The 13,111-nt window shown below is 68.7% G+C and carries 9 protein-coding genes; 7 read left to right on the top strand and 2 right to left on the bottom strand.

What is annotated here, in order from left to right; all coding sequences use genetic code 11:
• Positions 1-335 precede the first annotated feature (335 nt).
• Positions 336-1,043: a fumarylacetoacetate hydrolase family protein gene (locus C667_RS13720; protein WP_004365920.1), complete on the bottom strand. Its 708-nt coding sequence runs from the start codon at positions 1,041-1,043 to the stop codon at positions 336-338.
• 163 nt (positions 1,044-1,206) lie between these two features.
• On the opposite strand from C667_RS13720, the gene purL reads away from it, so the two are divergent.
• The 7 genes from purL (at position 1,207) to C667_RS13685 (ending at position 12,030) form a co-directional block, all read left to right on the top strand.
• Complete coding sequence (gene purL, locus C667_RS13715) at positions 1,207-5,154, top strand: phosphoribosylformylglycinamidine synthase (RefSeq protein ID WP_004365918.1); 3,948 nt, start codon at positions 1,207-1,209, stop codon at positions 5,152-5,154.
• Positions 5,155-5,273: 119 nt separating this feature from the next.
• On the top strand, positions 5,274-6,599 hold the full coding sequence (locus tag C667_RS13710) for a cyclic di-GMP phosphodiesterase (RefSeq protein WP_004365916.1): 1,326 nt from the start codon (positions 5,274-5,276) through the stop codon (positions 6,597-6,599).
• Between the two features lie 2 nt (positions 6,600-6,601).
• Positions 6,602-7,906, top strand: a complete 1,305-nt coding sequence (locus tag C667_RS13705; RefSeq protein WP_004365915.1) for a GGDEF domain-containing phosphodiesterase — start codon at positions 6,602-6,604, stop codon at positions 7,904-7,906.
• 76 nt (positions 7,907-7,982) lie between these two features.
• Positions 7,983-8,399 carry a DUF2946 domain-containing protein gene (locus C667_RS13700; protein ID WP_004365913.1) on the top strand — a complete coding sequence of 139 codons (417 nt, stop codon included), beginning with the start codon at positions 7,983-7,985 and terminating at the stop codon, positions 8,397-8,399.
• Positions 8,400-8,591: 192 nt separating this feature from the next.
• Positions 8,592-9,053 carry a copper chaperone PCu(A)C gene (locus C667_RS13695; protein ID WP_004365911.1) on the top strand — a complete coding sequence of 154 codons (462 nt, stop codon included), beginning with the start codon at positions 8,592-8,594 and terminating at the stop codon, positions 9,051-9,053.
• Positions 9,054-9,114: 61 nt separating this feature from the next.
• Positions 9,115-11,097 carry a TonB-dependent copper receptor gene (locus C667_RS13690; RefSeq protein WP_004365909.1) on the top strand — a complete coding sequence of 661 codons (1,983 nt, stop codon included), beginning with the start codon at positions 9,115-9,117 and terminating at the stop codon, positions 11,095-11,097.
• 93 nt (positions 11,098-11,190) lie between these two features.
• On the top strand, positions 11,191-12,030 hold the full coding sequence (locus C667_RS13685) for a Crp/Fnr family transcriptional regulator (protein WP_004365907.1): 840 nt from the start codon (positions 11,191-11,193) through the stop codon (positions 12,028-12,030).
• Between the two features lie 101 nt (positions 12,031-12,131).
• Here C667_RS13685 and C667_RS13680 read toward each other — a convergent pair.
• The coding region (locus C667_RS13680) for a dihydrolipoyl dehydrogenase family protein (RefSeq protein ID WP_004365905.1) at positions 12,132-13,111 on the bottom strand (980 nt) is incomplete at its 5' end.

Here is a 13,111-nt window from a genome sequence, read left to right as displayed (position 1 = left end):
CGCCCTCGTGAAAGTAGGTCATCGTCAGACTAACCCACAACACAACGCCCCACGCACCTCTTCGTGCCTGGGGCGTTGTGCCGTGGGGCGTTGTGCCGTACACGCGCCCAGAAACGCCTGCCTACCACCCGCGCTTGCACCCAGTCCGCACCGCTCAGGAACGAAAACAACGCGCCTCCGTTCCGGAGCAAGAACCACGCAGGGCGCAAACGTGGCCGTCGGCTCCGGCACCCGAAACCGGCCGTCTCTTGTGATAAACCGCCGGTTCCTGGGCGCCGCTCCTGCAGGAAGGCCGCGCCGCCTAGTCGATGCAGGCGCGGGCCTTCCTCCGAGGCTCATTCCGCCTCGCCGATCTCGAACTCGATCTTGCCTGCGCCTTGCACCGAACCATCCAGGCGATCGCCGGGCTGCACCGGGCCGACGCCCTCCGGTGTGCCGGTGTAGATCAGGTCGCCCGGCTGCAGGTGGTAGTAGGTCGACAGGTCCGCGATGAGTTCGGGGATGCTCCAGATCATGTCGGAAAGATCGGCGCGCTGGCGCAACTCGCCGTTGACCCGCAGCACGATCTCCCCGCTTTGCAGCACCTGGCCTTCCGCAGGCTGGATTTCGCCGCACACGGCACCGCTTTCGACGTTCTTGGCGAGGTCCCAGGGGTTGCCCTTGGCCTTGGCCACGGCCTGCAGGTCGCGCCGGGTCATGTCGAGGCCGCAGGCATAGCCGTAGATTATGCGGCGCGCGGCCGACTCACCGACCCGAAAGCCGGGTTCGCCGATCGCCACGACCAGCTCCATCTCGTGATGGTAGTCGCGGGTCTCGGGCGGGTAGGGCGCCGTGGCCCCCGAGAGGGCGAGGTTGGCGGAGGACTTGGTGAAGTACACCGGGCGCATGCTGCCCTTGTCCACCGAGGTACCCATTTCGAGCGCATGGGCCTGATAGTTGCGGCCGACGAAGAACAGGCGGTTGACCGGGAAGCGCGCGCCGGTGCCGCGAACGGGCAGGGAGATGGGCGCCGGGGGCGCCCACAGGTAGTTGATTTCGGGCATTTCGGGCCTCTTGCTTATCGAGCCGGTGAGTCTACAACGGCCCGGACTGCCGAAGGGGCTCGGTTATAATGTTGCACTGCCCGCGAACAGCCCGGCAGGGTTCCTCGCTGCCTCCCCTGCGACCTGTCCGCACTGCCCGTATCCGACCCGGTTTCCCGAGAACATGACTTCGATCCTCAAGCTGCGTGGCGCCCCGGCGCTGTCCTCCTCCCGTCTGGAACGTCTTTCCCGCGCTGCCGGCGAGGTGTTGCCCAAGCTGGCCGGGCTGGCCGCGGAGCACTGGTATTTTGTCGAGCTCGGGGCTGCGCTCGACGAGGCGGAGCTCGCGCGCCTGGTCGATCTGCTCGATGCCCGTCCGGCGAGCACGGACGCCCCGTCCGGGACGCTGCGCCTGGTGGTGCCGCGCCTGGGCACGATCTCGCCGTGGTCGTCCAAGGCCACCGACATCGCGCACCAGTGCGGCTTCGACAAGATCGTGCGCATCGAGCGCGGCGTCGCCTACTCGATCGAGGCGCGCGGGGTTGACGGCAACCACGCCCTGCAGGCGCTGCTGCACGACCGCATGACGGAGTCCGTGCTCGACAAGGTCGACGCGGCAGAGGCCCTCTTCCACCACTACCAGCCGCAGCCGCTCACCACGGTCGACATCCTCGCCGGCGGCCGCGCCGCGCTGGAGAGGGCCAACGGCGAGCTGGGCCTGGCGCTGTCCGAAGACGAGATCGACTATCTGGTCGAGAACTTCACTCGCATGGGGCGCAACCCCACCGACGTCGAACTCATGATGTTCGCCCAGGCCAACTCCGAGCACTGCCGGCACAAGATCTTCAACGCCGACTGGGTGATCGACGCGCGGCCGATGGAGAAGTCGCTGTTCGGCATGATCAAGGACACCCACAAGGCGCACCCCGAAGGCACGGTGGTGGCCTACTCGGACAACGCCTCGGTGATCGAGGGCGCGCGCATCGCCCGCCTGTACCCGGATGCCGACGGTGCCTTCCGCTACCACGACGAGGACACCCACATCCTCGCCAAGGTCGAGACCCACAACCACCCGACCGCGATCTCGCCCTTCCCGGGCGCGGCGACCGGCGCCGGCGGCGAGATCCGCGACGAGGGTGCGACCGGCCGCGGCTCGCGTCCCAAGGCCGGCCTGGCCGGCTTCACCGTCTCCAACCTCAACATCCCCGACTTCGGCCAGCCCTGGGAGACACCCAACGGCCGGCCCTACGGCAAACCCGAGCGCATCGCCTCCGCGCTCGACATCATGATCGAGGGTCCGATCGGCGCCGCCGCCTTCAACAACGAGTTCGGCCGCCCCAACCTTGCCGGCTATTTCCGCACGTTTGAACAGGAAGTGCAGGGCGAGGTGCGCGGCTATCACAAGCCGATCATGATCGCCGGCGGCCTGGGCAGCATCCAGGCCCAGCAGGCCGAGAAGCCCACCTTCCCGCCGGGCACGCTGCTGATCCAGCTCGGCGGCCCGGGCATGCTCATCGGCCTCGGTGGCGGCGCGGCCTCTTCGATGGCGACCGGCACCAACACCGCCGACCTCGACTTCGCCTCGGTGCAGCGCGGCAACCCCGAGATCCAGCGCCGCTGCCAGGAGGTCATCGACGCCTGCTGGCAGCAGGGCGACAAGAACCCGATCATCGCCATTCACGACGTCGGCGCCGGCGGCCTGTCGAACGCGATGCCCGAGCTCGCCGACCACGCCAGCCTGGGCGCGCACTTCGAGCTGCGCGAGGTGCACATCGAGGAGCCGGGCATGAGCCCGCGCGAGATCTGGTCGAACGAATCGCAGGAGCGCTACGTACTCGCGATCGCGCCCGAGAGCCTGCCGCTGTTCCAGGCCTTCTGCGAGCGCGAGCGCTGTCCCTTCGCCGTGCTCGGTACCGCCACCGCCGACGGTCACCTCACCGTGTCCGACCGCCACTTCGGCAACAAGCCGGTGGACATGGACATGAAGGTGCTGCTCGGCAAGCCGCCGAAGATGACGCGCAACGTATCGCGCCGCGCGGTGCACCTGCCGCCCTTCGACACCACCGACTTCGACTTGCAGGAAGCCGGGATGCGCGTGCTGCGCGTGCCGGCGGTGGCCAGCAAGAGCTTCCTGATCACCATCGGCGACCGCTCGGTGGGCGGCCTGACCGCGCGCGACCAGTTCGTCGGACCGTGGCAGGTGCCAGTGGCCGACGTCGCCGTCACCGCGATGAGCTTTCAGGGTTATCGCGGCGAGGCCTTCGCGATGGGCGAGCGCACGCAGCTGGCCTGCGTCGACGCGCCGGCCTCGGGCCGCATGGCGATCGGCGAGGCGATCACCAACATCGCCGCCGCGGACATCGCCAAGCTGGGCGACGTCAAGCTGTCGGCCAACTGGATGGCCGCCGCCGGTCACCGCGGCGAGGATGCGCGGCTCTTCGACACGGTCAAGGCCGTCTCCGAGTTCTGCATCGCCGCCGGCCTGTCGATCCCGGTCGGCAAGGACTCGCTGTCCATGCGCACCGCCTGGCAGGACGGCGGCGAGGACAAGCAGGTCGTCGCGCCGCTGTCGCTGATCGCGACCGCCTTCGCCCCCGTGCAGGACATCCGCAACACGCTCACCCCGCAGCTCCAGCTGCCGGAAGGCGTCGAGACCGAGCTGCTGCTGATCGACCTGGGCAACGGCAAGAACCGCCTCGGCGGCTCGGCCTTCGCCCAGGCCTACGAGTCGGTCGGCGAGCATGCGCCCGACGTCGACACCGCCCAGCTCGCGGCCTTCTTCGCGACCATCCAGCAGCTGCGCCGCGACGGCCTGCTGCTGGCCTACCATGACCGCTCCGATGGCGGCCTCTTCGCCACCGTGTGCGAGATGGCCTTCGCTGCCAGGTGCGGCCTGTCGCTGATCCTCGACACCGTGTGCTACGACCCCTACATGATGGACGTCGATGGCCTGGAGAAGAAGCCCGACACCCTCAAGGGCCGCTTCGACGATCGCCTGTTCGCCGGCCTCTTCGCCGAGGAGCTCGGCGCGGTCATCCAGATCCGCCGCGAGGAGCGCTCGCGCATCACCGAGGCGCTGCGTGCGGCGAAGCTCGCCTACCACTTCATCGGCGAGCCCAACGACAAGGACGAGATCCGCTTCCGCCGCAACGCCAAGCTGGTGTTCTCCGCCAGCCGCGTCGAGCTGCTGCAGGCCTGGTCCGAGACCAGCTACCGCATCGCCAGGCTGCGCGACGATCCCGAGTGCGTGCAGCAGGAGTTCGACGCATTGGCCGATGCCACCAACCCCGGCCTGTCGGTGGCCCTGTCCTTCGACGTCAGGGACGACGTCGCCGCGCCCTTCATCGCCAGCGGCGCGCGGCCCAAGGTCGTCGTGCTGCGCGAGCAGGGCGTGAACTCCCAGTTCGAGATGGCCGCAGCCTTCGAGCGCGCAGGCTTTACCCCGGTCGACGTGCACATGTCCGACCTGCAGGCCGGCCGCATCGACCTGGCCGACTTCCACGGCCTCGCGGCCTGCGGCGGCTTCTCCTACGGCGACGTGCTCGGCGCGGGCCAGGGATGGGCCAAGTCCATCCTGTTCAATCCGCGCCTGCGCGACGAGTTCGCGAGCTTCTTCGGTCGCGCCGACACCTTCGCGCTCGGCGTGTGCAACGGCTGCCAGATGATGGCCCACCTCGCCCCGATCATCCCCGGCGCCGAGGCCTGGCCCACCTTCCACCGCAACCGCAGCGAGCAGTTCGAGGCCCGCTTCGCGATGGTCGAGGTCACCGACAGCCCCTCCATCCTGCTGCAGGGCATGGCCGGCAGCCGCATGCCGATCGTGGTCAGCCACGGCGAGGGCAGGGCGGTGTTCCGCAGCGAGGCCGACCGCGAGCGCGCCCTCCTGGCCTTGCGCTACGTGGACAACCACGGCCACCCGGCGCAGAACTACCCGGCCAACCCGAACGGCTCGCCCGACGGTGTGACCGGCTTCACCACGGCGGACGGGCGTTTCACGATCATGATGCCTCACCCCGAGCGCACCGCGCGCACCCTGCAGATGTCCTGGGCGCCGCAGTGGCAGGTCAAGGACAGCCCCGATGCCTCGCCCTGGCTGCGCATGTTCCGCAACGCCCGGGCCTGGCTGGGCTGAGCGTCGAGGTCACCCGGACTGGGTAGTCGATGCGACGATTTCGCTCAAGGGGACGCAGGGACAGCCGTTAAGATGTTTCGGTCTGCCTCCGAGGGCGGACAGCACTATGGGGGCAGGAATTGAACCAGACGATTTCGACGAGCGAACTGAAGATCGGCATGTTCGTCGTCGGTATCGACCGGCCGTGGACCGAGACGCCGTTCATGATGCAGGGCTTCCTGCTGGCGAACCCCGACCAGCTCCGGGCCCTGCAGAAGTACTGCCGCTCGGTCACGATCGACCGCTCGCGCTCGATCGGCGACCAGTACAGCGCCAAGGTCTTCGACAAGGACGCCCCCCTGCGCGGCCAGGACGGGCTCGTGCGCAAGCACCCCGACGTCGTCGAATCACGTGTCGAGGCGCAGCGCTTCATCAAGGTCGCGCGTGGCTTCAAGGGCAAGATCCACACCCGCCGCCAGCCGCACATCCCGCGCATCCGCAGCGAGGATGGGCGCAGCCGGCTCGAGTCCGAGCTGCTCTACTCGGCGCCGATCGTCGATGACGTCTACCGGGCCTTGCGCGAGACCCAGCTCGCGATCGACAGCAATGTCGCCATCGACGTCCCCCAGATCAACGGCCTGGTTGGCGAGATGGCCGCGGGCGTGCAGCGCAACCCCGACGCGCTGCTCTGGCTCACCCGCCTCAAGCGCACCGACCAGTACGCCTACGACCACGCGGTCAACGTCTCGGTGCATGCGATGGTGTTCGCCCGCTTCGTCGGCCTGAGCGGCAAGCAGGTGCATCAGCTCGGCCTCGCCGGCCTGCTCCAGGACATCGGCAAGGTGCAGATCGACTATGGCCTGCTCAGCAAGCCGGGACCGCTAGACGAGCGCGAGTTCGAGCACGTCAAGGCCCACGTCACCAACACGTTGCGCCTGCTGCAGGCGCACCGCGACTTCGACGCCGAGGTGCTGGCGGTCATCGCCGCCCATCACGAGCGCTTCGACGGCACCGGCTACCCGCGCGGCCTTGAAGGCATGAGCATCCCGCTGCCGGGGGAGATGGCCGGCATCATCGACACCTACTGCGCGATGACCCGCGACCGCGTCTATCGCGAGGCCGTCTCCAGCCAGCGCGCCATGGAGACGCTCAACCAGCTGCGCAACACGCAGTTTCGCGACACCCTGGTCGACCAGTTCCTGCAGTGCATCGGCCTGTACCCGATCGGCACCCTCGTCGAGCTCAACAGCGGCGAGGTCGGCGTGGTGATCCAGCAGAACCAGGTGCGGAGGCTGCAGCCGCGCGTGCTCGTGCTGCTCGCGCCCGACAAGAGCGTGGAGCGTTTCCCGCGCACCCTCGACCTGCTGATGCAGCCCGACACCGCCGACGGCGAGCCCTATCGCATCGTGCAGGCGCTGCCGCCCAACGCCTTCGGCATCGACCCTAACGACTTCTTCCTCGCCTGAACATGGACTCGCTGATCCCGACCGGCTTTCTCGCCGCACTCACCGAGGTTTCGGCGCGCATGGCCGAGGTCGGGACCGAGGGGCAGGGCGTGGGCGTCATCTCGCTCTACGCCCAGCCCGATGCGGCGCTCTACCGCCTCCCGCTCGAGCACCTGCGCCGCTTCGAGCGCGCCATGGAGCGCCAGATCCGCGCCCAGCTGCGCAGCCGCGACAGCCTCTTCGCGGTCGATGGCAAGGAGTGGCTGATCGTGCTGCCACGCCTGGCCAGCAGCGCGGTCCTCACGCTCGGCATGCTGCGCTTCGAGCAGACCTTCAACGACAGCCCGCTCGCGGTCGACGGGCTCGACCTGCCGGTGCGCGTGGTGTGCGGCGCGGCGATCTCGCCCGACCATGGCAAGGACGGCTTCCACCTGCTGCAGTCGGCGCGCATCGCCGGCCTCGTCGCCGGACGCGCCGACTGCGGCAGCCTGCACTTCGAGCCCTCGATGGAGCGCAGCACGCCCAACGTCGCCCTCCTCGAGCGCGACCTGCGCACGGCGTTCTCGGGCGGCCCCGAGCTCGAGCTCTGGCTGCAGCCCAAGGTGCACCTCGCCAGCGCGGAGTGCCGCAGCGCCGAGGCCCTGCTGCGCTGGCGCAACAGCGCGGGCGAGTTCGTGCCGCCCCCGGCCGTCATCGGCCTGATCGACCGCCTCGGCCTGCGCCACCGTTTCAATCGCTGGCTGTTCCAGCAGGCCGCGCAGATCCTGCACCAGCTGCGCATGGACGGCCTGGAGATCGATGTCTCCATCAACCTCTCCGCCACCGACCTCTACGACGCCGAGGTGCCCGACCTGATCGGCCAGGCGCTGTCCACCTGGAACCTCGAGGCGGGGCGGCTGTGCCTGGAGATCACCGAGACCAGCATGCTCGACGAGAGCTCGGGCAGCAACGTCTCCGAGGTCCTGGATCGCCTGCGCCAGCTCGGCGTCGCGCTGTCGATCGACGACTTCGGCACCGGCTTCTCGGGCATGAGCCGGCTCAAGCGGCTCGCCGTGCAGGAGGTCAAGATCGACCGCAGCTTCGTCATCGACCTGCTCGCCTCGGCGCGCGACCGCGAGATCGCCGCCTCGATCATCGACCTCTCGCACCGCCTCGGCATCGAGGTGACCGCCGAGGGCGTGGAGGACGGCAACACCGCCGAGCTGCTCGCCGGCATGGGCTGCGACTCCATCCAGGGCTTCCTGCACGCCCCAGCCTTGCCGCTGACGGAGTTCGTCGCCTGGGTGCGTGCGCACGAAGGCATCGGCCGCCAAGCGGCGCAAACCTGACCGCGATCAAATTATGCGGGGGATGATCGGGTAGAATCCCGCTCATCGTTGTGGTTTCCACGGATCCGATCCCCCCATGCAGCGCTTCTGCCGACGTCTCTACGCCTGGATCGCGATCTTCGCGATGGCGATGAGTGCGCTGGCGCCGGCGGTCAGCCGGGCGATGGGACCCGACGAGCATGGCCGCTTCCTCGTCCAGCTGTGTTCCGCAGCCGGTGTCGAGTGGGTGGAACTCACCGCCGAAGAGACCGCCTTCTATGGCGAGACCGGTGCGGTGAGTTCCGAATCCGACCCGGCCCAATCCGCCCCCTCGCTCGACCACTGCCCCTACTGCTCCGCGCAGTTCGGCAGCGCGTTGCCGCCTGCCCCCGGGCCCTCGCCGTCCTTCGCCGTCGCCGGCGGAGCGGTGCTGCCCACGCTCTTCCTCGTCGCCCCGCGGCCGCTCTTCGCCTGGTCGCCGGCGCACCCGCGCGCGCCCCCCGCGCTCGCCTGACCCTGCGCACTTGCGGACGCCGCGTGCGTTCGCCGTAGCGGTCCCGTCCCTCGCCTGAAGTCCCGTCCTCGCCGCCGGCCCGCCGGTCGCGCGAGTCCTGCGCACGCAAGCCCGCGTTCGATGCCTCCTTTTCCGGAGCGCGTCGGCGCGCGGCCGTGCGGACCGCCATCCTCCACCCACCGGAGAACCACGATGCAAAAGCCGCTCCTGGCCGCCCCCCTGCTGGCCGCCCTCGTCCTCCTCGGCAGCGCCGTCGCGCACGCGGAGGTCATCGTCGCCGAACCCTGGGTACGCGCCACCGTGCCCGCGCAGAAGGCCACCGGCGCCTTCATGCACCTGAAGTCCGACACCGACGCCCGCCTCGTTTCGGCCGCCTCGCCGGTCGCCGGCGTGGTCGAGATCCACGAGATGTTCATGGACAAGGACGTCATGAAGATGAGCCCCATCCCCGGCCTCGAGCTCCCCGCCGGCCAGGACGTCGAGCTGAAGCCCGGCGGCTACCACGTGATGCTGATGGACCTGAAGCAGCAGGTGAAGGTCGGCGACGAGGTCCCGCTCACGCTGACGATCGAGAACAAGGACGGCAGCCGCGCCACGATCGAGCTCAAGGCCGCGGCGCGCCCGCTCAATGCGCCGATGAAGATGCATCACTGAACACTGGCAAGCCCGTCTCATCTGCAGCACCCGCGTCATTGAACAGCAACAGGAAAACAACATGAACAGGATCTTCAAACGCCTCCCGCTCGCCGTGGCCGTGTCCATGGCGCTGCCGGTCCTCGCCCAGGCCCAGGAAACCCGGCTCGGCAGCGTGGTCGTGACCGCGCCGGTCACCGAGGCGCCGCTCACCGTCACCACCGACCCCAAGGCCCCGCGCCAGCCCCTGCCGGCGCACGACGGCGCCGACATGCTCAAGAGCATTCCGGGCTTCTCCGTGATCCGGAAGGGCGGTACCGACGGTGATCCGGTCTTCCGCGGGATGTCGGGCTCGCGGCTCGGCATCCTGCTCGACGGGCAGGAAATTCATGGTGGCTGCGGCGGCCGCATGGATCCGCCCACGGCCTACATCTACCCGGAGTCCTATGACCGCGTGACCGTGCTGAAGGGGCCGCAGAGCGTGCTTTACTTGCCGGGCAGTTCGGCCGGGGTGGTGCTCTTCGAGCGTGACATCCAGCGCATGTCCGAACCCGGCTGGAGTGCTCAAGGCAGCCTCACCTTCGGCAGTTTCGGCCGCAACGATCAATACCTGGAGGCGCGTGGCGGCAATCCGGACTTCTATGCACGCGCCAACGCTACGCGCTCCGATAGCGACAACTACGAGGATGGCGACGGGAAGGAGGTACACTCCTTCTACACACGCTGGAGCACCAGTGCCGCCTTGGGCTGGACGCCGGATGACCATACCCTGATCGAGCTTAGCGCGGGTCGTTCGGACGGCGAGGCGGCCTACGCCGACCGCGCAATGGACGGGACGAAGTTTGAGCGCGAGAACGTCGGCCTCAAGTTCGAAAAGCGCAACGTTTCCGCGCTGGTGAACAAGGTCGAGGCCAATGTCTATTACAGCTACATCGACCATGTGATGGACAACTACAGCCTTCGCGCCCATAAGGGCATCAAGATGCTGAACAACCCCGACCGCGAGACCAAGGGCGGCCGGGTTGCCGTGACGCTGACACCGACTGAGTCGGTTCAGGTCGTACTCGGTGCAGACATGAAGACCGACGAGCACACGTTCCGCGATGGAACGAACTACTACTCGAAGCCGCGGACGGGGGATCTGAGCTTCGACCGCTATGGCGTATTCGGTGAGGCTACCTACGCCCTCGATGATGTACGCCGGGTCATCGGTGGCTTGCGTCTCGACGACCACGAGGTCACGAACGACAAGATGGGTGGCGTGAAAGAGAGCGAGACGCTGCCCAGCGGCTTCCTGCGTTTCGAGCAGGATTACGCCGGCGGCGCGGGTACCTGGTATGCCGGGCTCGGCCACGCCGAGCGTTTCCCCGATTACTGGGAGTACATGCGCACCGGCAATACGATCGTGGTTCCCGACGCACGAACTTTCGACACGCTCGATTCCGAGAAGACCACCCAACTCGACATTGGCGCGAACTGGACGCATGGCGAATGGTCAGCCTCGGTATCGGGCTTCTACAGCAAGGTCGACGACTACATCCTGCTGCGCTGGGTCAGCGACAAGGCCGCCAACGTACGCAACGTGGATGCGACCGTGTATGGCCTCGAGGGCGACCTCGCGTGGCGCTTTGCGCCGAACTGGCAAGCCTATGGAACCCTCGCCTGGGTGCGCGGCAGCAACGATACGGACGACAAGCCGCTCGCCCAGCAGCCGCCGCTCGAAGCGAAGCTCGGCGTCGAGTACGACAACCGTGTGTTCTCCTACGGTGCGCTGCTGCGGATGGTGTCGGAGCAGGACCGTTACGACATCGGCTCGGGCAGCATCGTGGCGAACGGGCAGGACCTCGGTCCGACCGGGGGCTTCGCGACCCTGGCGCTCAACGCAGGCTGGCGCCCGAACAAGACGACCCTGCTGACGGCCGGTGTCGACAACGTTTTCGATCGCACTTATCGCGAGCACCTCGGCAAAGGTGGCTGGGACTTCGGTTCCGCGAAGGTAACGGATCTTCGCATCAACGAACCCGGCCGCACCTTCTGGCTGAAGGCGCAGGTGGCGCTCGACTGAGCGCGCTCGCGTCGCATCCGGGCCGCGGGCGGGGAGGGGTCTCCGCCTGTGGTCCGGCAAATCGAATCCTTCGTCCCGAGGGGGGGCGAAACCATGAACAGGATCCATCATTGCCAGGACACGGCGCGCGCGGACGACTGCGCGTCGTGTGTTCTCGAAGGCTCCGCGGCCTGCGGGTCGATCACCGCGCTCGCCTCGATCGCGGGCGGCGTGCCCGTCGTCTGCCACGTCTTCGCGCCGGGCGAGGCGCTGTACCGCAGCGGCGAGCCGGTCGACGGCCTGCACTTCATCGTCTCCGGCGGCGTCAAGCTGGTGCGCTGCGACGCCGCCGGGCACGAGCGCATCGTGCACTTCGCGCAGGACGGCGGAATCGTCGGCTTCGACGCGATGAGCGGCGACGCCAGTCCGCACAGCGCGATCGCGCTCGACGAGGTGCGCACCTGCCGCATTCCGGCCGACAAGCTGGCGCGGGTGCTCGAGCGCCGGCCGGTGCTGCAGATGCAGGTGCTGCGCCAGATGCAGCGCGCGCTGTCCGACGCCCAGGGCTGGATCGCCGAGCTCGCCAGCGGGGTGCTGCCGGCGCGGATGCGGCTCGCCCGCCTGCTGCTGCGCCTGCACTGCGGAGAGGGCGCGCGCATCCGCCGCCTGCAACTGACCGAGATCGGCTCCATCCTCGGGCAGACGCCCGAGACGGTGTGCCGCACGCTGAAGGCCTTCGAACAGGATGGCGTGCTCGTGCCGCAGGGCGGCCGCGGGCTGCAGCGGCATTACCTCGCCGACCTCGAGGCCTTGCAGCGCATCGCCCACGAGGGCGCAGAGCGCATTCCCCCCGCCGCTCGCGCGCTGGATGGCGGCGACGATGCGGAGCTCGCCCGACCGGTCCGCAGCCGCCGCGGCGAGGCCGGATTGCGCCGCACCGCCCCGACGCACTGAGCGGGGGCCACGCGCCCATCTCTTCGCGCCACCCATGAAAAAGGCGCCCGCGCCGGAAACCGGCGGGGCGCCCCGATGCGGCGGCAAGCGCCGAGACGGTCTTACTTCTTGCGCATCGGCGGCAGGTCGGTGCAGCTGCCGTGCGCCACCTCGGCGGCCATGCCCACCGTCTCGCCCAGGGTGGGGTGGGGGTGGATGGTCTTGCCGATGTCGGTGGCGTCGGCGCCCATCTCGATCGCGAGGCAGACCTCGCCGATCATGTCGCCGGCGGACGGCCCGACGATGGTGCCGCCGATCACGCGGTGGGTCTCGGCGTCGAAGATCAGCTTGGTGAAGCCGTAGTCGGCGCCGTTGGCGATGGCGCGGCCGCTGGCGGCCCAGGGGAACTTGGCGGTGTCTACCTTCTTGCCCTCGGCCTTGGCCTGCGCCTCGGTGTAGCCGACCCAGGCCACTTCCGGATGGGTGTAGGCCACGCCCGGGATCACCGTGGCGTCGAAGGCCGCCTTGTGACCCGCGGCGACCTCGGCCGCCACGTGCGCCTCATGCACCGCCTTGTGGGCGAGCATGGGCTGGCCGACGATGTCGCCGATCGCAAAGATGTGCGGCACGTTGGTGCGCATCTGCGCGTCCACCGGGATGAAGCCGCGCTCGCCGACGATCACGCCCGCCTTCTCGGCGCCGATCTTCTTGCCGTTGGGCGAGCGGCCCGCCGACTGCAGGATGAGGTCGTAGCGCACGGGTTCCGCGGGGGCCTTGTCGCCCTCGAACTTCACCCACAGGCCGTCGTCCCTGGCCTCGACCGCCACGGTCCTGGTCTTGAGCATGACGTTGTCGAAGCGGTGGGCGTTCTGCTTCTCCCACACCTTGACCGCGTCGGCGTCCGGGCCCTGCATCAGGCGGTCGAGCATCTCGACCACGTCGACGCGCGCGCCCAGCGTGGAGTACACCGTGGCCATCTCCAGACCGATGATGCCGCCGCCGATCACCAGCATCTTGCCCGGCACCTGGCGCAGCTCGAGCGCGCCGGTCGAATCCACGATGCGCGCATCGCGCGGCAGGAAGGGCAGGTGCACCGCGGCCG

The sequence above is a fragment of the Thauera phenylacetica B4P genome (assembly GCF_000310225.1).
Taxonomy (GTDB): domain Bacteria; phylum Pseudomonadota; class Gammaproteobacteria; order Burkholderiales; family Rhodocyclaceae; genus Thauera; species Thauera phenylacetica.
The sequence above is the reverse complement of the archived record's forward strand: the minus strand, read 5'-3'. Positions and strand labels throughout refer to the sequence as shown.